The organism is Leuconostoc sp. C5 (assembly GCF_056530425.1).
Genome location: NZ_CP134351.1, coordinates 1,544,706 through 1,570,095, shown reverse-complemented (window position 1 = coordinate 1,570,095; position 25,390 = coordinate 1,544,706). Strand labels below are relative to the sequence as shown.

At 37.6% G+C, this 25,390-nt stretch carries 31 protein-coding genes; 28 read left to right on the top strand and 3 right to left on the bottom strand.

Translation table 11 applies throughout. The features are described 5' to 3' along the window. The first annotated feature begins 26 nt into the window (after nt 1-26). The 13 genes from RHP56_RS07885 (at nt 27) to RHP56_RS07825 (ending at nt 11,552) form a co-directional block, all read left to right on the top strand. Complete coding sequence (locus RHP56_RS07885) at nt 27-1,139, top strand: phage distal tail protein domain-containing protein (RefSeq protein ID WP_105296184.1); 1,113 nt, start codon at nt 27-29, stop codon at nt 1,137-1,139. Nucleotides 1,140-1,153: 14 nt separating this feature from the next. Then, nucleotides 1,154-5,446 (top strand): hypothetical protein, encoded by a 4,293-nt coding sequence (locus tag RHP56_RS07880; RefSeq protein WP_462794685.1) that lies wholly within the window; start codon nt 1,154-1,156, stop codon nt 5,444-5,446. Between the two features lie 12 nt (nt 5,447-5,458). Then, nucleotides 5,459-5,596 carry a hypothetical protein gene (locus tag RHP56_RS07875; protein ID WP_179876252.1) on the top strand — a complete coding sequence of 46 codons (138 nt, stop codon included), beginning with the start codon at nt 5,459-5,461 and terminating at the stop codon, nt 5,594-5,596. Next, nucleotides 5,596-5,832 (top strand): hypothetical protein, encoded by a 237-nt coding sequence (locus tag RHP56_RS07870; protein WP_179876251.1) that lies wholly within the window; start codon nt 5,596-5,598, stop codon nt 5,830-5,832. Before RHP56_RS07875 ends, RHP56_RS07870 begins: the two co-directional genes overlap by 1 nt. Nucleotides 5,833-5,881: 49 nt before the next feature. Then, nucleotides 5,882-6,307 carry a hypothetical protein gene (locus RHP56_RS07865; protein ID WP_462794684.1) on the top strand — a complete coding sequence of 142 codons (426 nt, stop codon included), beginning with the start codon at nt 5,882-5,884 and terminating at the stop codon, nt 6,305-6,307. Next, a complete protein-coding gene (locus RHP56_RS07860; RefSeq protein WP_462794683.1) occupies nt 6,304-7,398 on the top strand; it encodes a hypothetical protein in 1,095 nt (364 codons plus the stop codon). Before RHP56_RS07865 ends, RHP56_RS07860 begins: the two co-directional genes overlap by 4 nt. 11 nt (nt 7,399-7,409) lie before the next feature. Then, on the top strand, nt 7,410-8,216 hold the full coding sequence (locus tag RHP56_RS07855; RefSeq protein WP_179876248.1) for a hypothetical protein: 807 nt from the start codon (nt 7,410-7,412) through the stop codon (nt 8,214-8,216). Between the two features lie 17 nt (nt 8,217-8,233). Next, a complete protein-coding gene (locus tag RHP56_RS07850; RefSeq protein ID WP_011680273.1) occupies nt 8,234-8,458 on the top strand; it encodes a hypothetical protein in 225 nt (74 codons plus the stop codon). A 3-nt stretch (nt 8,459-8,461) separates the two neighbouring features. After that, nucleotides 8,462-9,553 (top strand): GH25 family lysozyme, encoded by a 1,092-nt coding sequence (locus RHP56_RS07845; RefSeq protein ID WP_462794682.1) that lies wholly within the window; start codon nt 8,462-8,464, stop codon nt 9,551-9,553. 12 nt (nt 9,554-9,565) lie between these two features. Continuing rightward, on the top strand, nt 9,566-10,039 hold the full coding sequence (locus tag RHP56_RS07840) for a holin (RefSeq protein WP_462794681.1): 474 nt from the start codon (nt 9,566-9,568) through the stop codon (nt 10,037-10,039). Between the two features lie 162 nt (nt 10,040-10,201). After that, nucleotides 10,202-10,606 (top strand): DUF6941 family protein, encoded by a 405-nt coding sequence (locus RHP56_RS07835; RefSeq protein ID WP_462794680.1) that lies wholly within the window; start codon nt 10,202-10,204, stop codon nt 10,604-10,606. Between the two features lie 14 nt (nt 10,607-10,620). Next, the gene (locus RHP56_RS07830; protein WP_462794679.1) at nt 10,621-11,196 is read left to right on the top strand and encodes a hypothetical protein; all 576 of its coding nucleotides are present in this window, start codon (nt 10,621-10,623) and stop codon (nt 11,194-11,196) included. A 98-nt stretch (nt 11,197-11,294) separates the two neighbouring features. Further along, complete coding sequence (locus RHP56_RS07825) at nt 11,295-11,552, top strand: hypothetical protein (RefSeq protein WP_135400141.1); 258 nt, start codon at nt 11,295-11,297, stop codon at nt 11,550-11,552. Between the two features lie 561 nt (nt 11,553-12,113). Here RHP56_RS07825 and rnjA read toward each other — a convergent pair. After that, nucleotides 12,114-13,796 (bottom strand): ribonuclease J1, encoded by a 1,683-nt coding sequence (gene rnjA, locus RHP56_RS07820; protein WP_011680268.1) that lies wholly within the window; start codon nt 13,794-13,796, stop codon nt 12,114-12,116. Further along, entirely contained in the window at nt 13,796-14,008 is a 213-nt protein-coding gene (locus RHP56_RS07815; RefSeq protein WP_011680267.1) for a DNA-directed RNA polymerase subunit epsilon, read from the bottom strand. The genes rnjA and RHP56_RS07815 overlap by 1 nt, the downstream gene beginning before the upstream one ends. 138 nt (nt 14,009-14,146) lie before the next feature. Here RHP56_RS07815 and RHP56_RS07810 point away from each other — a divergent pair, with 138 nt between their 5' ends. From RHP56_RS07810 to RHP56_RS07740, 15 genes are all read left to right on the top strand, one after another. Continuing rightward, the gene (locus RHP56_RS07810) at nt 14,147-14,698 is read left to right on the top strand and encodes an LOG family protein (RefSeq protein WP_011680265.1); all 552 of its coding nucleotides are present in this window, start codon (nt 14,147-14,149) and stop codon (nt 14,696-14,698) included. A gap of 3 nt (nt 14,699-14,701) precedes the next feature. Further along, nucleotides 14,702-15,178: a MarR family winged helix-turn-helix transcriptional regulator gene (locus RHP56_RS07805; RefSeq protein WP_011680264.1), complete on the top strand. Its 477-nt coding sequence runs from the start codon at nt 14,702-14,704 to the stop codon at nt 15,176-15,178. Nucleotides 15,179-15,263: 85 nt separating this feature from the next. Next, a complete protein-coding gene (efp, locus tag RHP56_RS07800; RefSeq protein WP_002815385.1) occupies nt 15,264-15,824 on the top strand; it encodes an elongation factor P in 561 nt (186 codons plus the stop codon). A gap of 122 nt (nt 15,825-15,946) precedes the next feature. Continuing rightward, nucleotides 15,947-16,399 carry an Asp23/Gls24 family envelope stress response protein gene (locus RHP56_RS07795; RefSeq protein ID WP_102753248.1) on the top strand — a complete coding sequence of 151 codons (453 nt, stop codon included), beginning with the start codon at nt 15,947-15,949 and terminating at the stop codon, nt 16,397-16,399. Continuing rightward, the gene (nusB, locus tag RHP56_RS07790; protein WP_002815382.1) at nt 16,399-16,812 is read left to right on the top strand and encodes a transcription antitermination factor NusB; all 414 of its coding nucleotides are present in this window, start codon (nt 16,399-16,401) and stop codon (nt 16,810-16,812) included. The genes RHP56_RS07795 and nusB overlap by 1 nt, the downstream gene beginning before the upstream one ends. 92 nt (nt 16,813-16,904) lie before the next feature. Beyond that, on the top strand, nt 16,905-17,702 hold the full coding sequence (locus tag RHP56_RS07785) for a TatD family hydrolase (RefSeq protein WP_102753249.1): 798 nt from the start codon (nt 16,905-16,907) through the stop codon (nt 17,700-17,702). Further along, nucleotides 17,695-18,264, top strand: a complete 570-nt coding sequence (gene rnmV, locus RHP56_RS07780; protein ID WP_042252703.1) for a ribonuclease M5 — start codon at nt 17,695-17,697, stop codon at nt 18,262-18,264. Before RHP56_RS07785 ends, rnmV begins: the two co-directional genes overlap by 8 nt. Nucleotide 18,265: 1 nt before the next feature. Further along, a complete protein-coding gene (gene rsmA / locus RHP56_RS07775) occupies nt 18,266-19,153 on the top strand; it encodes a 16S rRNA (adenine(1518)-N(6)/adenine(1519)-N(6))-dimethyltransferase RsmA (protein WP_042252701.1) in 888 nt (295 codons plus the stop codon). Between the two features lie 104 nt (nt 19,154-19,257). Next, nucleotides 19,258-19,503, top strand: coding sequence for a Veg family protein (locus RHP56_RS07770; RefSeq protein WP_002815378.1), 246 nt, complete (start codon nt 19,258-19,260; stop codon nt 19,501-19,503). Between the two features lie 47 nt (nt 19,504-19,550). Then, nucleotides 19,551-20,393 carry a metal ABC transporter substrate-binding protein gene (locus RHP56_RS07765; RefSeq protein WP_050883965.1) on the top strand — a complete coding sequence of 281 codons (843 nt, stop codon included), beginning with the start codon at nt 19,551-19,553 and terminating at the stop codon, nt 20,391-20,393. Then, complete coding sequence (locus tag RHP56_RS07760; RefSeq protein WP_042252695.1) at nt 20,390-21,094, top strand: ABC transporter ATP-binding protein; 705 nt, start codon at nt 20,390-20,392, stop codon at nt 21,092-21,094. The genes RHP56_RS07765 and RHP56_RS07760 overlap by 4 nt, the downstream gene beginning before the upstream one ends. Further along, nucleotides 21,087-21,878, top strand: coding sequence for a metal ABC transporter permease (locus RHP56_RS07755; protein WP_002815374.1), 792 nt, complete (start codon nt 21,087-21,089; stop codon nt 21,876-21,878). Before RHP56_RS07760 ends, RHP56_RS07755 begins: the two co-directional genes overlap by 8 nt. A gap of 103 nt (nt 21,879-21,981) precedes the next feature. Continuing rightward, a complete protein-coding gene (purR, locus tag RHP56_RS07750; RefSeq protein WP_011680260.1) occupies nt 21,982-22,815 on the top strand; it encodes a pur operon repressor in 834 nt (277 codons plus the stop codon). A 6-nt stretch (nt 22,816-22,821) separates the two neighbouring features. Beyond that, nucleotides 22,822-24,195 (top strand): bifunctional UDP-N-acetylglucosamine diphosphorylase/glucosamine-1-phosphate N-acetyltransferase GlmU, encoded by a 1,374-nt coding sequence (gene glmU / locus RHP56_RS07745; RefSeq protein ID WP_102753250.1) that lies wholly within the window; start codon nt 22,822-22,824, stop codon nt 24,193-24,195. 114 nt (nt 24,196-24,309) lie between these two features. Continuing rightward, the gene (locus RHP56_RS07740) at nt 24,310-24,795 is read left to right on the top strand and encodes a hypothetical protein (RefSeq protein WP_102753251.1); all 486 of its coding nucleotides are present in this window, start codon (nt 24,310-24,312) and stop codon (nt 24,793-24,795) included. Between the two features lie 10 nt (nt 24,796-24,805). Here RHP56_RS07740 and RHP56_RS07735 read toward each other — a convergent pair whose 3' ends face one another. After that, complete coding sequence (locus RHP56_RS07735; RefSeq protein ID WP_102753252.1) at nt 24,806-25,060, bottom strand: hypothetical protein; 255 nt, start codon at nt 25,058-25,060, stop codon at nt 24,806-24,808. Between the last annotated feature and the right edge of the window lie 330 nt (nt 25,061-25,390).

The following is a 25,390-nucleotide window of genomic DNA, read 5'->3' as shown; positions in this document are numbered from 1 at the left end:
GGTTTTAGAAAGGAGTACATATGAGCATGTTTGTGCTAAATAACGCACGTGGTGAAAGCGTTGATTTGAATTCTGAAAATTTATTCGGTAATACACCAACAGGATTGGGAACAGTGTTTACAAACACTTATAGTCAATATGAAAGTTATTTTAAAGCAACTAAAATAAATATTCAGCAAGGACAGATGCAATTAAATATATTGTTTGGGGATGTTGAAAGTCGAAGTTATCAGACGTTTAGTCAGTTTTCCACATTCTTATCTTTTCAACCATTGACATTGCTGTATAAAACCGGTGTTGATACTTGGCATCGCGATGCAAGATTAACTAGTTTAACTAAGACAGAAATAGGCGGAACGACAGTATTACAAACCGATAAATTATTTGAGCAGTTTACAGTAGAGTTCATTAACCCTTGGTATAACAACAAACAAGGTAGATATAAGACATATAACATTGATACAGGTCTAGCCATTTATGGCTCAGGCTTTTTTAATGAACAAGGTAATTTTAATCAGAACTTGATACTACAATCCTCAGGTGAAAACGCATCAGCTGATTCAAGACCTAATTTATCAGGTGTAACCAATAATAATATCAACTCAACCATTGCATATGACAGTGATGCTATTACATTGAATTACACGGGTACAGGTTCCACAGAGTGGTACTACGGACTAGCAGAAGCATGGGCTAATATGAGTGATTCAGTCCTTAGTTTTGATAAGACGTATACAATTTCAGTCGATGTAAAAGGAACTGTACCAGGCGTTGCATTCAGGGTAAGTAATACATTCTCACCTACCACAAAGATTAGTAATGACACATGGACTAGAGCGGTTTATACGTTTACATTGCCTAATCTATCAGGTGATAACTTAAATAAGTTTTACATTCGCTTAAATGCAATGGCAACCACTAATGCATCAGGATTCGTAAAAGGTCAAACACTTAGATTCAGGCATTTTAAATTAGAAGAAGGCAACACAGCCACAGCTTACACAAGTGCCCCAGAGGACGGTGTAACAGATTCAAATATGAAGTACGGTTTTGGATTTATGGGCGTTGCTTATGATGATGAAAACAGGAATAAGCCTTATGTAGATGAGGCGCAAGTAGACATAACAAGTATTGAATAAAGGAGGTTAAAAACTTGGCATACCAACCAACAAACTGGGAACATGGCGACACAATCACAGGTGGAAAATTAAATAAGATTGAACAAGAACTAACACATGTGGCTGATAATGCTACTTATGGCTTTGGTGGTGCTCAATTATCAAGTGATGGCTTAACCCCTCTAAGTTACATCAATGCTGGTGACCCTATGCCATCTAACCCACAAAAGGGTGATACGGTATTCCTTAAAGATGGTAATGACTTCCTGATTTACTCATACAATGGTGAAGATTGGGTACTAAAGGTAGACCCAAATCTAAGCAATCGTATTGAAGAGACTATCAAGACAGCTTCTGATAACACAGATAAAGCTATTGCTGATAATAATACCCAGATTAACGGAACAATCAATCAGGTGGCTAAAGAACAAGCTGATTTAGCTGTTAAAGATGGTGATTTCAACAATAAAGCACAAGCAATGGCTGATAAAGCCTTAAGTGATGCTAAAGCTAACACTGCTACAGTAGCTAAAAGCACATTAGATACAGCTAATCAGAACATAGCAGATGCTAAGAAGTCTGTTAGTGATGATCTATCTAAGGAAGCAACAGATAGAGCATCAGCAGTAAGCGCTCTAGACACAAAAGCACAGGGTTATGCAGATACAGCTAAGAAAAACGCTATAGACGTAGCTACTAGTGCAGATAGTGTTATTAGTAAGAAAATTGACGACACAGCTTCTAGTATTACAAGCACAGTCAGTCAAAACAAAAAGGATGCAGACGGTAAAATTAGTACCGCTCAATCAACAGCTACACAAGCCTTAAATGGTTTAAATAGCAAGGTTGACACGTCCACATATAACGCTAAAACAGGGCAATTAAGCACTGATGTTACTAATGTTACTCAAACAGCTAACCAAGCTAAAACAGATATAGCATCAATCAAGCAAACAGACACCACACAAGATGCACGTATGACAACTATTGAAGCTGATGCCAGTGGAACTAAAACTACTGTAAGTAATTTGCAAACAGTTCAAGGTCAACAATCAGGTTCAATTAGTGCATTACAACAACGTGCAGATGGATTCGATGCAACTGTTACCAAGGTTAATAGCCTAGCAGTAGGTGGTAGAAACTACTTAACAGGCACAGTTAATACAAACTCTACAGTAGGGGCTAATGCTAATAATCAATCAAAAGCTCTATATAAAATAACATTATCATCTCTAGATGCTTTGTATAAAGAGTTTAAGAAGACTAGCGACTATTTCACATTAATATTTGATTGGACGTACACAGGAACTAACCCATCAGGTCAATTTATACCTCAATGGAACATAGCACCTTGGGGAATTGGCGGAAAGTACACTGTTATATCAAGTAACAATACCAGTGGCACTGTTATATTAACTGCAAGTATCAATAGCAATTGGAGTGGTGTTACTGCAACACCTTACATGGGTATTAGGTTTGACAATGTACCAACAACTGGTACTGTAACTATCTCTAATATGAGATTGATGTCTGGTAATATGTCATATCCTTGGACTATAGCACCTGAGGACGTAGACAGTGCAACTGCTAAAGCTCAATTAACAGCAGACCAAGCAACAACTGCATTAAATGCCTATAAAAATAACGCAGATGGACGTATAACTAAGGCACAATCTGATATTACACAGACAGCCAAGGATGTAACTACTAAGGTTAGTCAATCAGATTACGATAAGAAAACTGGTGATTTAAGTACATCAGTATCTAAGGCACAACAAACTGCTGATAGTGCTGTAACAACTATAGGAAACTATAAGACTAACAATGATAATCGTGTTAAAGCTACAGAAACATCTATAGCACAGAACACTAAAGATATTACTTTAAGAGCAACTAACACTGATTTAGATTCAGCTAAAAAAGATTATAATGCTCAAATTGCACAGGTTAATGTAAATGCTAATGCAATTACCAACCAAGTATCTAGCATTCAAACTAAGATAAATTCTATGGGTCAAGTTAATCAGTTGGCTAACACAGAGTTTAATCCAGATTATTCAGGATGGTACACAAAATACCCCAACCCTACAGCTAAAGATGTTGTTTCAACTCAGTTTACTAATGTTGGAACAGATGGATTCGGGTCAAACATGGTTAGCCACAAGGGCAATGGTTCCTGGATAGCATCTAGCGGTGTCCCCGTTACACCTGGTATGAAATTAAGTTTTTCAGCTAGGTTTTTTGCACCTAAGGCAATCACAAGTGGTGGCACACCCATAGCCTTATATATCATGGCTTATGATGCAAATGGCAATAGGACACTATCAAACGGATATAACGTACCAGTTCCAGGGTTAAGTGTTTCATCTAATACCTATAAGCTACAGAATGTGACTATTCCTGATAAGTCAGTGGTAACCTATGCAATATTTGCATGGAATGTTACTGATGAGGTTTATATATCACAGCCTATGTTAGTCTTTGGTTCTACAGTTGGTGATTATGTTCCAGGAGCGTATAACAGCAATGACAAGGTAGCCTTACAGCAAATAGCCTTAGACGGAATCACGGACACAGTATCCAAACAAGGTACTAATATTGATTCAGTCACTAAGAGAGTAACCACAGCTGAGGGTACATTAAGTACAGCAACAAACAACATCAGTGGTTTACAGAGTTCTGTTACTCAAACTTCTAACCAAATTAAGACAGAAATAACTGATAGGACTAAGGGTGATTCAAACACATTACAGAGTTCCAAGGACTTTACAACAAGTTCAATCACAAGTTATGACAAGGGTGTTCAAACACAACTAACTCAAACAAGTGATGCAATTCTAGCTAAAGTAGGAGCAACTAACCTATTCCCTAACTCAGAGTTTGCTCAAAACTTTGGATATGCAGGAAGTGGCACAGTTGTTGTATCAGGTAGTGTAAAAAACAATATTGATAATAAGTACAGTGGTACGGTATCAGTTACATCAACCTCAGCAGGCTACCAAGGTTATTGGACTAACAAAATACCCGTTTATGGTGGTAAGAAGTATAGCGCTTCTGTATTAGTTCATTACACTAATAATAGCCTCAGCAAGGGCTTGGCAATGCTAGATATTTGGTTTTATGACAAGGATAACAAAAGAATATCATCAGCCACTAGGTCAACAGGTCAAGTAAGTAGCCCTTATTGGGTAAAGCTATCTAATGAAGGATTTACAGCCCCTATTAATGCAGTAAGTGTACAAGTATCGTTACTTGTTAACAATGCAGGTGCAGGTCAGGTGGCTACATTTTCACAACCGCTGGTAACGGCTACTGAAAAGCTACAGGAATATACACCTAATGATGACATGTCAGCCCAGTTATCACTGTTTAAGGATAACTGGAGCATTGGTATTACTGATAACATCAGCAAAATTACCAGTGGCATTGTTGGTAATGCATCTCAAATGAGCCTTATTAGCAAGAATGTGACGATTGATGCACCAAACACTCAGATTAAGGGTACAGCGTGGATTAACTCAGCCATGATTGCAAACGGTGCTATAGGTAGTGCACAGATTGGCGATGCAACAATTACCAGCGCTAAGATTGCTACCCTAGACGTTGCTAAGTTGACTGGTAATGTTTCTAATTTCATTCAGTCAAACTGGAATGGGTTATATCAGTCAGTGAGGATTAGCCCAATAGGCATGACTATTAGTACCTCACAAGGTAGCACAGCTCAATTTAATCAGGATGGGTTGGTGTTAGATGGTTCTTTAGGTACCACTAATGTTCTAAATGGGCAGATCGAATTGATTAGTAGCAAAAATGAATATCTGGGTACATTCCAGCATGAAACCATGCCAGACCATGACAACGTAGATTATCTAATGATTAAGCTTGCTGGATGGCATACAGGTAAGTCTACAGACCCAGATTATGACTTAAATTCAGACGGAACTAACACCATTAGAGGTGGCGATGGTATTGGGTTCGGTGTAACTAACAGCGTAGGCACCTACGACATGAAAATGTCGTGGGATTCTAGCCTTGTAGCTGGCTACAAGGGACGTAAAGCAGGGTGGCATGTTGAAGACATCATGACGTGGCACCAACCAACTTACTTTGAGGGTGGTTTTGACGTAGCGCAACAATTTAGTTCTACAGATAGAAGAGCATTGCATATCCAAGGAGCAACATTATCGAACGGTCATAAATGGTTTGGATTTTTTGACACACCATCAAAAGCGGGCTTTGGCACAGATGATACCAATGACGTGCTATTTTACGTGAAGGGTAAGAGTTACAGCCTCTATACCGTGTTGAGTAAATTAAATATGCTATAAGAAAGGCAAAAAATGCAACCAAGACAGGAAGACATAATTAACAACTTATTGCAACAATTGACCAATCTAACTTATGTTAATGCACAGTTGCAGTCAGTTGTAACGCAATATCAAGCAAAAGCAGAACAAGTAGAAGAGGAAAGTAAATAATGACAATTAATAAAAGCGTATCAATCACAGCAATATCACAAACAGCAGACGGTCAAGCAATTGCTTACTTTAGTGCCAATGTATCTGATAGTGGCACATCAAGCAACATGACAATTCAAAACCAGGATTTATACGAAGCTAATAAAAAGCAAGTTCGTGCAGATAAGGCAGACTTTGATAACGCTGTATATGATGTGGAAGATGAACAAGCATCAAAGCCAACAACAGAAGGCTAAATAAAAGGGATTTATTCCCGTACATATCCAATAAAACAGGAGGTAATGCATGACTACAAAATATGGATTTGTTTTTATTGAAAGCAATGTAACAGGGCGCGAAAAAGCTATCACGCTAGACAACAATAGTGAATATTATGGCGTTCAATCAGGTAGCCCATCTTTAGTAACTATCACAGGTAGATGTAATGTCTACCCAGAATGGCAGATTATCCAAGATGGTGCAGTAGTTGGTAAGGCTAAATTTAGCTTATATCTAGCTGATAACCAGAGATTAATAGTCTCTAGCTATCCCGAAGACCAATATGCCCGTGTTTATAACACAGACGGTAGTTTCAGTGATGTTAGTCAATTGGCTGATTTTTCAGTTAACAATTATCTAAAAGTGCCAGAGGGAACTAGCGCGCTACTGGCTTACTTAGATGAAAATGCTCAACTAGATGTGACTTTCAAAGAAGAGAGGATGATAGTATGAGCTTGGCACTTGATATTACAGTATTTGATAGTGCTAAATTAGTTATAAAAGGTACCTATAAGTTATTCAGCTATGATATACAGATGGATGCATTGAGTAATGTTACTAGTACATTCACTATTGATAAGAACACCAAAATTACAACAGGTGATTATGTAGCTGTTAGACCTAATAACAGCACCACATTGTTATACTACGGGCAAATAATCACAGTTGATGTAGCTGATTCTAGTAACCTTATGACATTATCAGCTAACTATATATGGAACTTACTCAATGGTGACATTATTGTAGGTAGCAAGAGCAGTAATAGCTATGAAGCTCATATATTAAAGCTAATAAACAACTATATTAACTCTAATGTAGGTACTAACATACTCAATAAGGGGCTTACTAACTCAACTAACACAGCATTTCAGGTAACCTCATCTGATGGAATCAGTACAAGCAACTTTATTGATTATTTAGTAAGAGGATTCAAGCTACATAATACAGTGTTTGAAGTAACAGGAATAGGTCAAGGTACATCAGAAAATGGTGTACCTTTTTATTACCCAAAAATTGACTTTCATCAGGTAAAAGACACATGGAATTTTAAAAATGATGTTTACGATTTCAATAATTGGGTAGTCAGTGATTCCAGGAATCTACGAAATTACAATAATGAGTTGTGGATTGTAGATCAGGCAGGCACTAACATGGAAAATCCTACTGTATTAGCACGTTATTGGCTCACAGAAGACGGTTCAGTTATAAAAAACCTTACAGATAATGTGGCAAAGCCTACACAAGTTCAGATATATTTATTTGACAAGACAGCGACTGATAATCCTACTTATGACTCAATAGCACAAAGTAATCTATCAGCTAATGCTTACTCTCATAGTATTCAATTTAGCGCACAGTTAGGAAATAACTTCCTACCCCTAGAAAAAGTAAAGCTAGGGCTACAATCAAATATTTACTACGACAACACACAATATAAGTCAGTGCTTACGGCTTATTCAATCGACAGTAGCTCAGAAGTGGTTAACCTAACTTTTGGAAACCTACGCTTTGGACGAAATGACTTATTCAGCACAACGAATTAGGAGGAATAGTAATGGCCATAACAATGTATACCAGTGATCGTGCTTTTGTCACACCACGAGAAGTGGCATCAGCACAATCAGCTCTAGGCGGGGACACTTCAGGAGTTCTAAAAAGAGGTAATCAATTAAAAATAACAGTTAATGGTCTAACGGCAACCATTGACACAGGGCAAGTAATTATTTTAGGTCGATTAGTCGAAGTGACAAGTCCTACACAAATAACTTTGCCAGCTAATTCAAATGGAAACTTGGCAATTGTTGTAGACCTTTCAAAAGCCAACACTGTGCAAGGACAAGCAGGACAACCCAACTATTACCCAACAATCAACCAAGTATATTTAAGCGCTGTTACAGGTGATTTAGTACAGGAAGACATTAACAATGGTGGTTTTATTTATGAATTACCACTAGCAACATTCAGTACTACAGCAACAGCAGGAACAGTAACACAACATAACCCAATGCTTAACGATAGTGGATGGATGAACTTAGACATAGCATCAACAGGTGCTAAATTGTGGTCTGATAATGGGGCACCTTGCTACGCTCAATATCGTGTAAGAGATAACGTTATGTTCCTTAGATGGCGTGGCGTAGATGTTTCTAAAGCAAATAATGGTAACCAAATTGGACGTGTTCCATGGAGCCTACGCCCAGATGTCGAAATTGCTCAGGCTTCTAGTGACATTGGTGCAACCTCAATTTATCCCGTTATTAGTTATGTGAATGACACAACTACATTATGGGTAAGGGTTGTAGATAATCATTGTGGTAATTTGGTTGGTTCTATGAGCTATCCGTTGCCAGTAGGTCGCTAAAGAAAGGAGGTGAATGAATGCAAATGCCACATGATTTGTTGAGTTGGCTAAGTGTGGGGTCTATTCTTCTGGGTGGTTTGTGGTGGGTATTGAAGAATACCATTGTGAACTCAATTAATGGATTGAGAACAGATATCGCTAGCTTAAAAGATGAGCTAAAAATATCTAACAGTATCACTGACAACCATGAGATACGGCTTACTAAATTGGAAACGTGGAAACACGATAAATGGGAGGTTTGAAAATTGAATAAATTAAAACGATGGGTATTCGCTTCAATTGGAGCGGTTGCCTTTTTTGGTGCAATGATCACGGGTGTTTCAGCCAATACTAATGGTATTGATGTTGCCAGTTATCAAGGTGACACAGCAAGTTATTTCAATTCGTTTAAGCAAGTTGGCGATAACTTTACCATGGTTAAGTTAGGTGGACGAGGTGGTGGTGAGGGTGCTCATTATAGTAACCCGAAAGCCTACGCACAAATTCACAACGCTGATGCAGTCGGTATGCAAACAGGCGGTTACTTCTGGGCACAAGTAGGTGACTCAGTCAGTGAAGCTACTTATTCAGCTCAATTAGCTGTTCAAGATGCACAAAATGCAGGGTTGGCTAAAGGTTCATATATTGCTATGGATTACGAAGCAGGAGCTGGTGCAAACAAGGCCAATAACACAACGGCTATTCTAGCGTTCATGGATCAGATTTACGCCTCTGGGTATAAGCCTATGTTTTATAGCTACACTAGCTATGTGAACTCACACGTTGATTTAAGTCGTATTAACGCTCGTTATCCTAACGCTTTGTGGTTAGCTTGGTACTTAACTACAGCACATCAAGCAACACCACCTATGCAATATTTCCCTAACTATTCCAACGTGAAGATTTGGCAATACGCTGATAATCACTACGGAGTTGACGGGAACGTGATGGTCGTCGGTTCATTGGATAACAACAAGCCAGCCGAACAGGTTGCATCTAAGCCAAGTCAATCAACCAACACGCCAAGTACACCAGCTAAGACGCAATACGCTACATTCAGCGGTGTGTATGTCGCTGATTACTGGGTAGGTTATAACAACAAGATGTACGGTGTCAACATTGATATGAGTATTCCAGTGATTGATTACAATAACTACTTGCCTATTAGTGCAATGACATTAACTGATAAATACGGTAACAAGTTGCGTAATCAATATATTCAAGGCAATAACGGACGTATGGAGTACTTCACTTTGAACGGTAAGTACAAGGTTATCAGTCAAACAGCAACAACGGTTAATGTTGAAATCGGCGGTGAACCAGTTTCTATGATGAAGGCGTTTGCTACAATTCACTAAAAAGGAGAACACATGGATACGAATACAATCACTAAATTAATTACAACAATCGCTATTGCAGCTATTCCAATTATTGGTGCATATGTCAGCAAGGTGATTTTAGGAAACAAACAGGTGGTTAACCTCATTCAAGTATTATATCCTTTAGCTAAAGATGCCGTAGTGGCTATGCAGAAATTAGGAGTCACTGAGTTTCTGGAAGGTGAAGCCAAGAAGTCTGGCGCAGTTAAAATTGTTACTCAAGCTTTGACTGCTTTAGGTTTTTCTGATGCAGACGAAACGTTAATTAAAAACGCAGTCGAAAAAGAATATGCTCTATTGATTAATGAGTTAGATCAAACTTACCCTCAAATTACAGAGGAACAAGTTAAGGCACAAGAACAAGTCGCTCAACAACAAAGTGAATTAGCTAAAGCTGATGAACTAGCAAAAGCACAACAAGCATTAGCAGACGCACAAGCGAAGGTTAATTCCTTACAAAATTAAACAAACAAAAACACCCAACTGGATTATTTCTGGTTGGGCGGTTTTTGTTTTAAATATTCATTATTAAACGTATATTGATGAATATTACTTTAATAGTGAATATTTAATGATAAATATAACACCTGTGTTATACAATATAAGTATATTAAAGGAGAGATTTATATGACAGTTCAAATTATTTTTGGAGAAGGAATCGAAACTTCTCCCGACACGAATGGTGTAGGAGGGGGGAACGCAAATGCCCTAATTAATCCGACACTGGCTTTTGCGCTCCCATTCGTGCCAAGCGGAATGAGTTTTGCAGCTTCGGTATTAACAAAGGGTATTAACCTAGATGAGCCACACAAGTTACAATTTGTTATTCGCGAAAAACAAAATGGTAAAGAAGTATCAACTATTGATGGGAACGCTCCAATACAACCGTCAAACCCTTTAGATACATTTAATTTTAATTTGAATTTCAGAAATGTACCATTTAAGTCTGAAGGTGAACATGAGTTAGTGTTTTCAATAGATGGGACAGAAAAGGGAAAACAGTCATTTTGGATTGTTCATGTCCCACAATAAGGTAAACGTCGGATATGGTAATTACTTTTCAAAATAATTCAAATATTCCTACTCTTGATTTGGAAAACACAGACAGTGACGATACACATAAATTAAGTGGAGGTGTACTTCCTGTTTTGGCAGCAGTTATAATGAGCACATCGCCAGTTGTTAAAAACGCTTATTTGTCTTTGAATACAACTAGTAGATTTCAAACTAGTCAAAAAACTGCTTATACAGATCGGCAAAAAACACACAATGTAAAAAATGTTACGCTATCTAATGAAACGGTTAAGGGAGGTGTTTTAGAAATGTCAGACAATAGCTATCTAACTGATAGAGATATGGCAAACTTGAAAGATTTGATTGATGCGTCAGCAAAAATCACCTCCGCTAAGCTTACGGCAGTCGAATCGAAATTAGATACAGTTTCACAAAAAATAGATACAAGTGAGTCTAATTTAAAAGTATACATTAAGGATGAGATTAAAGACAATTCCGAAGGCGCTAAAAAAGATAAAAAAGATCACAAGACGCTATTAGTAGCTCTGCTTGCTATAGCTTCGCCAATTATTTGGGAAGTAATTCAACATGTTTTAGGTTGGAAATAAAGATATTAAAAATTAAAAATGCGGTTGGTGTAGAAACTAGCCGCATTTTTATTTGCAATAAAGAACAAGTGTTCGTATAATGTCATAGAGGTGACATTATGAATTACGATGACAAACTAATCGAAGAAATCAAGAAGCGATTTACGAAAAAGAAGAATACGCTGTATTGGGTGCGTATTGTGTATCAAAGATACTCCAAGCAGTTAAACGTGTTCTTTGAATATGCCAAAATAGGCACGGCCACACATTCAGAACAAATAGGTAGGTACGTTGAATCTGAAAAGGATCGCATGCCTGAATTAGCGAAACATATCAAGAAAGAAACAAACGTAAATGTAGAACTTGGCGATTTTTGATGGATTTAATATTAGTTATTGCTTTCGGTGAATTTATTGGTTAAAATAATCATGTAATTATATTAAAAGTAATTACGCGGCCCGATAGCATTCCGAGAAGCTTTACCCCTATCGGGTCTTTTTATTACAAAATATTTAAAAACACTTTTTAAAATTAGTAGTGTATAATTATTTTTAAGCCTAACAGACTTTCTTCGCTCTATAAGTATAATTACCTGAGTTATTTTTGTTCGCTTATTCATCTGTTAGGCTTTTTACTTGCAAAAATGCATGTCAATATAGTAGAATTGTTTTACGCCTAGCTGGCAGTCAAACTCCATGATAATATCCTCCCAAGGTGATTATCAATTTATTGCGCATCCTGCTAGGTTTTTATATAGATGAAACTCGTTAAAAAACCGGCTAGAAATTAATCTAGTCGGTTTTTTATTTGTAGTAAATTTGTAGCAAATGTAGTAAATTTTAAGTGAAAAATAATGAATAATAGTGAATTTTTAGAAAATAAGTAAAACAAAAACCGCTAATCAACTTCTTGTAAATGTTGATACATAGCGGTTTTATTTAAACCAAAATTAGCATTGGCATAATCATTGGTTTGCGAGCTGTTTCTTTGAATAGGAAACGAGACAAGTCATCAATAACAGCTTGACGAATATCTGACTCGCTATTGTTTGAACTATTCATAACGCGGCGCATTGTGCTGAAAATGACACGTCGACCTTCATTAATCAAATCGCCAGATTCACGCATATAGACAAAACCACGTGATAAAATATCTGGTCCAGATAAAATCTCTTTCTTTTTCAAATCGATTGTTGCAGTAACAACAACTAAGCCATCTTGTGACAGCTTTTGACGATCATGTAACACAACTGAACCGATATCACCGATTCCTGATCCGTCAATGTATGTGTCATCGCCAGGGAAATGTCCAGCAACGCGTGCATTTTCACCATCCAGAGCCAAGACATCACCATTTTCTAAAATGAAAGTATGGTCTTCTGGTACTTCTAGCTCATGTGCTAATGAAGCGTGGACTTTTAACATACGATATTCACCGTGAACAGGCATGAAAAATTTAGGCTTCAACAAAGCAATCATTAACTTTTCTTCTTCTTGACCACCGTGACCAGAAGTGTGGATGTTATTAACTTTACCGTAGATGACATTAGCGCCACCTTCTTGTAATTTATTAATAACAGCGTTTACAGATGCTGTATTACCTGGAATTGGTGAAGAGGAGAAAATAACATTGTCTTTTGGCTTCAAACGAATTTGCTTATGTGTTCCTTCAGCAATTCGTGCCAGGGCAGCCATCGGTTCACCTTGAGAACCAGTTGATAGAATAAGTAATTCATCGTCAGGAATATGTTTGATTTCTGATTGTTCGACCAGCATATCATCAGGGATATTTAGATATCCCAAGGCACGACCATTAGTAACAGCTGATTCCATTGAACGGCCAAATACCGCAATTTTACGCCCATGTGCAATAGCTGCATCTGTAGCCATGCGAACACGGTTCATATTAGAAGCAAACGTTGCAAATATAATACGTCCATGTTGAATTTTATCAAATATATGGTTAACAGATTTTGCTACCCATGCTTCTGACTTCGTCCATTCAGGGCGTTCAGCATTGGTTGAATCACTCATCATGAGTAATACACCATTTTCGCCAATACGTGCCATTGACCAAAGGTTAGGTGGCTGCTTAGTAGTTGGTGTCAGATCAAACTTAAAATCACCAGTTTCTACAATAGTCCCAACTGGTGTGTGTACAGCTACACCAAATACGTCAGGTATAGAGTGAGTGGTACGGAAAAACTCGACACTTAACTGATCAAATTCCAGTACTGAGCCATCAGTAATTTCATGAAGTTCGACGCGATTAAGCATCTGTTTTTCTTCGAGTTTGTTCTTAATTAATGCCATTGCTAATGGGCCAGCGTAAACTGGAACATTAACAGCTTGCAAAAAGTAGGCGATTGCACCGATATGGTCTTCGTGTCCGTGGGTGATAACCAGTGCTTTAACGCGATCGATATTATCAACTAAATAAGTATAGTCAGGAATAACGTAATCAATACCGAGCAATTCGTCTTCTGGGAACTTAATGCCCGCGTCGACGACGATAATTTCATTTTGGTACTCGATACCGTACGTGTTCTTACCAATCTCGCCTAAACCGCCTAGCGCATAAACTGCGACTTCGTTAGGTTTGATATCTACAGAATATGTCATTAGAATGTTGTAACTTCGAAGTTAGGATTGGCCTTTTCATAAGTTACAGCCTTATCAGATAATTCTTCGATAAACTCCACATTGTATTCTGTGTTTTCTTCAATAATTTCACGTGCTTGTGGCAAACTTTCGGCCTCAATGTACATTGAAATTGTTGTTTCACGCTTTGGATTGCGTTCAGGGTGTTCTTGGTAGTAAATTTTATAAATCATAAATGCCTCCATTAAATATAGTATAGTAATTTGTCACGAACAAAACCTTATTTTCTAGTTTACCACATAAACTAAGATTTCAACCACTTGCTTGATTAATAAACCAATAATTGATAAATTATTATTAGGGATAAACATATGAAAATATCATCTATTGGCGTTTTTATGGGATCACAATCAGGTAATGACCCACAGTACATAGAGGCAGCAGAAGAACTTGGTAAAAGAATTGCTCTGAAAAAAATCAAGTTGGTTTTTGGCGCAGGGAAGGATGGCTTAATGGGTGCCACCGCCCGAAGTGCCATGGAAGCCGGTGGTTCAGTTCTAGGGATTTCACCTCGTAATCTTGCTGAGGAGGCATTTGAGGCTTCAGAAATTACGCAGTTAATAGAAGTGAACACGATGACAGATCGTAAGCAACTATTAATGGATAATTCTGATGTTTTTATTGTGCTACCAGGTGGTTTTGGAACCTTAGAGGAGATAGCACAAGTTATCAGTTGGTCAAAAATTCATTTACACGATAAACCGTTGGCACTTTTTAACGTTAACGGTTTCTATGATAAATTTTGGGCATGGTTAAATGAAGTTTACGAAGATGGTTTTGTAAGTGAGCATGATATGAGATGTATTCAAATGTTTGATTCAATTGATGCAATGTTCGAGTATTTAGAAAATTTTGAAGGTTGATGTATGCAAAACTCAGAATTATTGAATGAATCTATTAATGTATATATGTCGGCATTAAAGAATCTTGAAAAACTAATTTCGCAACCAACGAGCGAATATGGTGCTTCTTTTGAGCAGTGGCTTATTATGGCCGCTGTTGCGGATAGTGATGAGCCACTAACGATGACCAAAATAGCTAAAGATCGTGGTGTAACCAAAGGAGCTGTTGCTCGCCAATTAAAACCATTATTTGATTGTGGCTACTTAAAACATATGCCTGATGAAAAAGACCATCGCCGTGTGCTACTAGTTTTGACGTCAGAAGGGAAGGCTGTTGAAAAACAGATGACGATGAAAGTGCAACAGCGTTTTCATAAATGGTTGGATATTTTTGGTGTAGAAGAAGGCAAATCCTTTCTTAAAACACTGAAACGCTTCCAAAACTTAATTGTCCAACCGGAGTTAAACAAAAAAAACATTGAACCTAATCAGGATTTGTGATAGAATATTAACTTGTTTGAAGTCTGCATAAATTACGGATTTCTGTTATAATAAACTATATTATCGGATAAAGAGGATACTAATCATGGCAATCGGCATGAATGACTTAAAGACAGGTTTGACTATTGAATACTCAAACTCAATTTGGCGTGTTTTGGATTTCCAACACGTTAAGCCTGGTAAAGGTGGTGCGTTTGTTCGTTCAAAATTGAAGAATTTACGAACTGGTGCGGTTAATGAAGTTACTTTCCGTCCTGGAGATAAGTTTGAACAAGCTGATATCACAACACGACCAATGTCTTACCTATATGCTGAAAATGATGGCCGTGTATTTATGGATGTTGAAAGTTATGATCAAATCAACATTCCTGATGAATATTTAAAAAATGCTTTGAAGTTTTTGCTTGAAGGTATGGAAGTTAAAATTACCATGTTTGGTAATGAAGTGCTTGGTGCAGAACTACCATCAACTGTTCAAATGAAGGTGACAGAAACGCAACCAGGTATCAAAGGTGCAACAGCAACTGGTTCAGGAAAGCCAGCAACGGTTGAAACTGGTGCTACTATTACTGTACCTGACTTTGTTAATGAGGGTGAAACCATTATTATTAACACTGAAGATGGTTCGTACAAAGGTCGCGCCTAATTAAGGTAAATGCACGATTGTTGCCTAGTTACAAGTAACATTTGAGCGGTAGTGAACGTGTTTATCATAAAAAGTTCCCCCGCGGAACTTTTTATTTTAGAAACTATTTTCGAGGAGCAAATATGGCCAAAGAAATTAAATACAATAAAGCAACTACTAAGAATTTGTTATTAATCACTGAGAGTGAAGTACCTGGAACCACGCAGGTAACGCCAGAAGTGATTGAAGTCATTGCACAAATCGCGGCACAAGAAGTGTCTGGTGTTTACTCAATGAGAGGTAAATTATCAGACCGATTTGCCAGTGTGTTTGGATCAACTGCCCGCGGAAAGGGCGTTGAATTACGGCAAACAATTGATGGCTTAGTGATTGAAGCGTATGTTTTCTTGCAATATGGTGTTCCAGTACCAAAAATAGCTTTAAACATTCAAAATGCAATTAAGTCTCAAGTTTCGTCAATGACAGATTTAGAGGTAGCGCGTGTTAATGTGCACGTTAGCGGAATTATACCGGAAAAACCGGATCATACGATTGATCCTGATAATTTATTTGGTGAGAATGAGGTAGCTAATTAATGGCAAACTTAACGCGACATGAGTCACGACAAGCTGCATTTCAAGTTCTTTTTGCATTAGAAAAAGATCCACAAAGTAATAAAATTGATGATTTATACGAAATTGTGCTTAATGGCAAACAATTTGATGACTATTTGCCACGATTAGTTAATGGTGTTTTAGGTTCCAAGGCAGATTTGGATGAAAAAATTTCATCACATTTAGCTGAAGGTTGGGCGATTAACCGCATCAACAAAGCTGATTTAGTTATTTTACGGTTAGCAATTTACGAATTAACTGCTGTCGAAGCAACCCCATACAAAGTTGCCATCGATGAAGCTATTGAATTAGCAAAAACTTTTGCTGATGAAGATGATCGTAAGTTTGTTAACGGTGTTTTAAAACATTTTGCACGTGATGAAAAAACCGCTTAAGTAGCGGTTTTTTCATTTTAAACGTGTGTATTATTAGTAATGTACTTATCATGATATACTAAACAAAGAATAATTTATTACTGGAGACTAAAATGGCGATATATGATCCAACGAAAACACCAACAGATAGTTATGATACCCATACGCATTTGAACGATGACCAATTATTTCATGACGTGCCAGCGTATATTGGACGAGCTAATGAGTTTCGTGTAATGGAAATGAATGTGGTGGGATACAATGCACAAAGTAATGAACGTGCATTAGAAATTTCAAATAACCATGATAATATTTATGCAGTTCTTGGTTTTCAACCTGAGGATACAAAGGATTTTGATGATCAGGCGTTTATCACATTGGAAAAGCAACTACAACAGCCAAAGGTTGTTGGGGTCGGTGAGACGGGGTTGGATTATTATTGGGAAACAACAGCTCACGATGTCCAAATTGCAGCATTTAAAAAGCATCTTGAGTTAGCTAAAAAATTTGATTTACCCGTCATTATTCATAATCGTGATGCTTTTGAAGATGTTTATAAAATACTAAAAGATTCAGGTGTGAAAAAGGGTGTGATGCACAGTTTTTCTGGCACACCAGAGCAGGCTAAGGCATTTATTGATTTAGGAATGCACATTTCTTTTAGTGGTGTTGTAAGTTTTAAAAAAGCCGAAGAAGTTCGTGAGGCAGCAAAAACAATTCCTCTAGATCGTCTCTTGGTTGAGACGGACGCTCCTTATTTGGCACCTACACCTTATCGTGGTAAAACGAATGAGCCGGCGTTAGTTAAGTTTGTCATCGATAGCCTGGCTGAAACATTAGAGATGTCAGCTAAAGACTTATCAGATGTGACACGCGGCAATGCACATCGTTTATTTTTAAATCATGAATGAGTTGCCTAAAATTAACGAAATGATTGTTGTTGAAGGACGATCAGATACGCAAAATCTTGCGCGTGCAGTTATTGCGGATACTATTGAAACTGGTGGTAGTGCGGTTAATGAAGATGCGATTGAGCGAGCTAAATTAGCAGCTAAAACGCGAGGAATAATTATTTTAACTGACCCAGACTTTAATGGTCAGCGTATTCGTCATATGGTTACAGAAGCAGTACCCACAGCTAAACAAGCCTACTTGACGCAGGCAGAAGCACGTGCAACAAAAGATAATCCGCATAAATCATTGGGGGTTGAACACGCAACGCCAGATACGTTGCGAAATGCATTGGCCAACGTTATTACACCAGTGCACGCAATTGGAATAACTTCAGATATTGATCGTTCATTTCTTCTAGATTTAGGACTACTAAGTGGGCCAGAAGCGCGTGTTAAGCGGGCATTTGTTGGTGAACAGTTGCATATTGGTTATGCAAACGGAAAACAATTGTTGAAACGATTGCAAGCATTTGGTATTCGACGTGCGCAAGTGAAAGATGTACTTAAAGGAAAATATTAAAATGGCACAGACAATTGACATAGCCAATCCAACGAGAACACAGGCTATTTTAAATGAATATGGCTTACGAGCTAAGAAAAAATTTGGTCAAAACTTTTTGACAGATTTAAATGTACTACATAATATTGTCGAAGCAGCCGAAATTACTGCAGAGGATTATGTTATTGAAATCGGTCCAGGAATTGGTGCTTTAACTGAGCAGTTAGCTCGCTCAGCTAAAAAGGTGTTAGCTTTTGAAATTGATTCGCAAATGGTTGAAGTTTTAGCTGACACTTTAAAGCCTTATGATAATGTTAAGGTAATCGAAAATGATGTGTTAAAGGTTGATTTGGCAAAAGTCATTAGCGAAGAGTTCGGTGACAACGCTCATGTAAAAATTGTCGCCAATTTACCATATTATATTACCACACCTATTCTCATTCAGCTTCTCCGGTCTAATATCAATTGGAATAATATCGTAGTTATGATGCAACGCGAGGTAGCTGACCGATTAAATGCGGCAGTCGGAACGAAAAGTTATGGCGTACTAACGTTAACCATCCAATACTTTGCACAAGCAACATTAGCAATTAAAGTACCAGCGAGTTCCTTTAACCCATCACCTAATGTTGATAGTGCAGTGGTTAAATTAACCCCACTAAAACCAACAACTGTTGTTGAAAACGTTGGTAAACTCTTTGGTGTGATCAAAGGAAGTTTTTCACACCGCCGCAAAAGTTTATGGAATAATATGTTACAAACATATGGTAAAGATGCAGGAACAAAAGAACAATTAACAGTTGCTTTGAAATCAGCACAAATTGATCCAGCAATCCGTGCTGAACGACTGAATTTGGAACAATTTACGCAATTATATTTGGCATTACGTGATCAAAATTTAACACAATAAACGAATAATTATTCGACAATATGTTTTAATATTCGCAGAAAATTGCAAACATTCCTTATTTATGGTATAATTGAATTAGCTTTTACACGAAAGGTGGTATAAAAATGCCAAGTAGTTTGCAAGATATTAAAACAAAGATTGACGCTCATGTGGGTCAAGAAGTGACGATTATTGCCCAAGCTGGACGAAAGAAGATCACGGAGCGCTCAGGAATTCTTCGTTCAACGTTTCCTTCATTGTTCGTTGTCGAATTAGATGAGGATGCTAATTTTGAACATGCTTCATATAGTTATACAGATATTTTAACAAAGAATATTGACATTACATTCGCTGATGAGTTGCCCGCTTAAGGGCTTTTTTTATAGCGATTACAGATACCACTTTAGAAACGAATGACATGAATAAACAATCCGTTTATGCAATTTTAACGATTATGTTAATCCCTATTGGGATTCTTTTAGTGTGTGCTAAAATGGTTGGCGACACAACTGAAGCACAGGATACTGCTGTGAAAATTACGACAGATAATCCAGCCTATCAACAAATTGCAAAAGCTATTGCCGGCAAAAAAGGGCGTGTCAGCCTCATGTCGGGCAATCTCAAAACAGCACAACAGAAAACAAAATTTAAAAAGTCTGAACTACTTTTGACAGATGATCACACGAGTGCGCTGTTAACAGAAGCTCAAAAGTTACATAGTAGCCCTAAGTTAGTAATTGCGAGTGACTATATTCATACAGACTCGTCAACACAGAAGTATTATTTAAGCCCAAATTCAACAGTAGTAATGGCACAACAAATCGTGAATTATTTGAGTGACATGGATCCAAGAAATCGTGATACTTATGTCGAAAACAATAAGCAATTTGTGGAAAAAACAAGCGACTTGACGACGCTTTACACAACCCTAAAAAAAATAAAAGATATTCGGTATGTCGCTACGAACAACTCACAGCATTTGCTTATGACACAATTGGGATACGCTGCTGAAATAGATGATGTATCTAAATTAACGGATAAGCAAATGTCAGATCTTGAGAGTAAATTAGCTGATAAAAAAATTCAGTTTATTTTTACAACGTCACAGGACACAACTGAAAATAAACAAAAACTTGTGACTATGGCAAAAAAAGATGACATCCCTGTCGTCACGTTTAGTCAATTTACGCCTGACAGCACGAAAATTTGGACTTGGCAATTAACGCAACTCAAAAAAATTCAAAAGGCATTAGATAAATGAATACAATCATTAGCACGAAAGATTTCATGGTTCGGTATGGGGAAAAAGTTATTTTATCGCATATCAACATTGAGGTATTAGCTGGACAGTTTCTGGCTGTTTTAGGAGAAAATGGTGCCGGTAAAACAAGTTTCATTAAAGCACTCACTGGACAAAATAAACAAACAGAAGGTACATTAACGGTAGCGACGAATCGTATTGGATATGTCCCACAATTCAGAGATATTTCTCGTGATTATCCTTTAAGTATAGCTGAATTTGTCGGACTGAATTTTAATCATGGTAGCCGCTTATGGCTTACTAAAGAGGAAAAACAGTTAATAACTCAAGCTTTAAAGCGTATGGACTTAAATCAAATGCGTGATCAACGATTGGGACTAGCATCGGGAGGACAAAAACAGCGCGCATTTGTAGCTCAAGCCTTAGTAAAAAATCCAGATTTGTTAATTCTAGATGAGTCTACTGCTAGTTTGGATCATGAACACAAAGTGCAATTATTGGAAAATGTCCGTACCTTACAGCAAACCACAAATATGACAGTGCTATTTATTACACATGAAATCAAGCTGGTCACTGATTTTGCGGATGGCTATCTCTCTTTTGAAAATGGTAAAGTACAACAAGGGAATGCTACCCAGCTGCAAACACTGACGATGGATATGACGTCTAGGCACAAAGAAGATGAGGTGCGCCATGTTTAGTTATGATTTTATGCAAAATGCTTTCATAGCAGGTACGATTGTCAGCATTGTTGCCGGGGTTATCGGTACATTTGTTGTGGCGCGAAATTATGCGTTTTTAACGCACTCTTTGAGTGAAATAGGTTTTGCCGGTGCAGCTTTTGGTTTGTGGATTGGTTGGCCGGCTTTATTAGGTATGATGATTGCAACTTCTGTTGCTTCAGTAGCTATTGGCGCCTTGGAATCAACGTATACGAAACATGATAATGTCACAAGTGCTGTATCTGCGTTGGCTATTGGTTTGGGAATATTATTTTTAGCACTAGGTCATACATCATCTAATGCTGCTACTGGCATTCTATTTGGTTCAGTTCTTGGAATTAGCCACCGTGACTTATACTTGCTCATAATTTTAGCCTTAATTGTATTAGTTACGCTACTATTCAATTACCGCTCCTTGCGTCAATTAGCATTTGACGAAGCAGGTATTTTTCTTCAAACATGGAAACAAAAATCAGTTCGCTATACCTTTTTAATCATGATTGCATTATCGATTAGTATTTCATCACAATTGGTAGGATCCTTACTTATTTTTGTGTTGGTAACATTACCCGCGGCGAGCGCAAAATATTATGCTAAAACGACGTTGCAGCTTATGGGGATGGCCATTGTCTTCGCTTTGTTCGGTACGTGGATTGGCTTGACAATCGCTTATTTAACAAATTTACCAACAAGTTTTTTTATAGCTATTATAGAAGTAATAATTTATCTTGTTTCAATATGGCAATTCAAACGAAATGCCTAGTTTCCGAACAATTAGAAAATAAAAATGGTATAATTAGTCGTAAATATTAATAAAAGTTTAGGAGGAAACGGACTAAAATAACTTTTTTGGTCCGTCACACATCATGAAAACACGTCGTTCTGACCGGTTAGTCGATATGGCGCGCTATATGCTTGAGCGCCCACGCAAGTTGATATCTTTATCTTATTTTTCCAAAAGGTATGAATCGGCTAAGTCATCAATTTCTGAGGATCTATCAATACTCAAGCGTACATTCCAAGAACGTGGTACAGGTTTATTGGAGACGGTACCTGGTGCTGCTGGTGGGGCACGTTTTATTCCTTATATGACTGAGTCCGAAGCAGCAGAATTTATTGACGATATTTGCCGGTTAGTAAATGATGAGACGCGCGTATTGCCTGGGGGTTATGTCTATCTATCTGATTTGTTAGGTCGTCCTGATATTTTACGACAAGCTGGGCGTTTAATTGCAACACAATACATACGTGATGATATTGATGCTGTCATGACTGCAGCGACTAAAGGTGTTCCGTTGGCACAAGCTGTTGCTGATCAGTTAAATGTACCATTTGTAATTGTTCGCGATGATGCGAAAGTTACCGAAGGTCCGACTGTATCTGTTAATTATTTGACTGGATCATCAAAGCGTGTCGAAAAAATGGAATTGTCTCGTCGTTCACTGCGCACAGGTTCACGTGTGTTGGTCGTAGATGACTTTATGAAAGCTGGCGGAACAATTCAAGGAATGCAAACCTTGGTTGGTGAATTTGATGGTACGGTGGTTGGTACTGCAGTATTTGCTGAAGGCCGTTCAACAACCAGATTACTTGATCACTTCACATCATTGTTGCATGTCGACACAAACTTGAAAAATGGTGATCCAATTTTGGTTACGCCGGGTAATTACTTGAACGAAATATTTAAACATGAGGCTTAATTAAACATGAGCAATATAAACGTATTAATATTGGCAGCAGGAAATGGCTCAAGAATGAAGTCAACAACTCCAAAAGTATTGCATAGTGTGGCTGGGCAAACGATGATTGACTGGGTACTAGATGCTGTCGAACCACTTAAGACGGATAAGTTAATCACTGTTATTGGAGTTGGTGCTGAACGTGTCCAAGAACATGTCGGTAATCGTAGTTCATTTGTACTGCAATCTCAACAACTTGGTACTGGTCATGCTGTGCGTCAAGCTGAGGCAGAACTTAAAGACAGCGATGGTGTCACCCTAATTATGTCTGGTGACACGCCAATGTTTCGTTCAGAAACCTTACAAGGTTTCATTGCAGAGCATGAACGTTCAAATAATGCTGTGACTGTACTAACTGCCATTGCCAATGATCCTACTGGGTACGGCCGCATTGTCCGCGGAGAAGATGAGACAGTTCAGAAAATTATTGAACAAAAAGATGCTAGTATTACAGAACGTCGTATTAAAGAAATTAATACTGGCGTATATGTATTCAATAACCGTTTATTATTTGAATCACTAGCAAAAGTACAAAATAATAATGCGCAAGGCGAATACTATTTACCTGACACGCTTAACATTTTGCGACGCTCAGGAGAACAGATTGGTGCGCACACACTCCAAGACTTTACAGAGTCATTAGGAGTTAATGATCGAGTAGCATTGGCAACAGCTAACCGCGTCATGCACGAAAGAATTAATCATCAATTAATGGTTGATGGCGTTGAACTGTTAGATCCAGCGAATACATATATTGATTCAACGGTTAAAATTGGGCCCGATACCTTAATTGAGGGTGGCGTAACTATTTTAGGCAAGACGACCATCGGCGTAAATAATACTATTACACAAGGATCACGAATCGTAAATAGTGTGCTTGGTGACAATAATGTGATTACATCATCGCACATTGAAGATGCTATCCTGCAAAATGGTACCACAGTGGGTCCATATGCACATTTGCGACCGGCTGCTCATTTAGAAGATAATGTTCATGTTGGTAATTTCGTCGAAGTCAAGAATGCTAAATTGGGTAAAGACACCAAATCAGGACATCTCACTTACATAGGTAATGCCACTATTGGTCAAGATGTTAATATTGGAGCAGGTACGATATTTGTTAATTACGATGGGGTGAATAAGTTTAATTCAACTGTCGGAGATCGCGCGTTTATTGGCTCAAATACCAAAATCGTTGCACCGGTTAACATTGCTCAAGAATCAATTACTGCTGCTGGGTCAACAATTACAAATGACATACCAGAACATGCAATGGGGATTGCTCGTACACGTCAGACAAATAAAGAAGATTTCTGGCATCACATGCCACATAAATTTTAAATAAAAAAGAGTTCATTTGAGCTCTTTTTATTTTGGTATTTGTTGTTAATTATGTTTATAATAGAAAGAAACTTTGAGAAAAATTATTATTACGAAAATAAAAGGGGATTTTTGATGCAAATTACAGGTGAACGTGCATTAGTCAATATCGAAAATGAAACATTCTATACAAAGAGAATAGACGTAGCTGATGACGAAACAATTCCGCTTGATGCGCTTTTTTCAGAAATTGATTCACATATTGAAAATGAAAACTTTATACATATTGAGTTGCAGATTAATGGCGGAGTAGAGTCCACGGGGACGACATTAAGTGTTGAAACCAATGTCATTAATTTACCCTTGCGCTATCAAAACCAATTACGAAAACTGGTTTGGCAAGAAAAAGACGCATTAGATGTCAATCTGTATATGACTGCTGAAAATGAATTTGAGAGTCAGTCCCATTTGAAAATATCATTAGCAAGCTCTGTTGCCACATACGTAGATGATTCTGAGAGTGTGAAGGCTAAAATTTCCACATGGTTTAATGAACAACTTGAACATATTGTTAATGAACAAAAACAAGCGGAAAAGGAAGATGTGGGTGTCGAAGAATAAGCAACTGCCCTTAGTCTGCCTCAATATAACCAGTTACATGTAAGAGTTTATTATCGTCTAGACAGGTAAAGTTTAATATGTGTTTTGAAACCGTGGTTTTGACATTATTTAGTTCCCCTAAGTCGTAGGTGTCGATAGTATATTGAGCTAGTTTAGCGTTATCATTTAAATCAGACATAGGCACAATTAAATCCTCTAAGGCTGTTTTAGTGGGGTTAGCAATGCGGTCAATGTAGTTTTTTTCAAGCTTTGTTAATTTTATCATGGTTATAATTATAACGATTTTGCTCGTGTGTGTAAACGAAACTACTTGTTTGGTTATACTGAAATAAATAGAATATTTTTTGACTATTTTATAATTTATTGATATAATTGATGTATGCGATGAGTCGAAGCGCTTGAAAAATTAGCGCTGATTGCGGCCTACTGTGTTTAATCACAAGTCTCGTATAGATGTAGGTGATGAGTGTTGTTGTGGAACTCGCTCATCTCACTTGACTAACAGTGCTTGCACTGTAGTGACGCGACTTTGCTATTGATGTGACAATCAATAGCCGCCAGCCAGAGCGAATCTGGCACGCCAAACTAACAACTA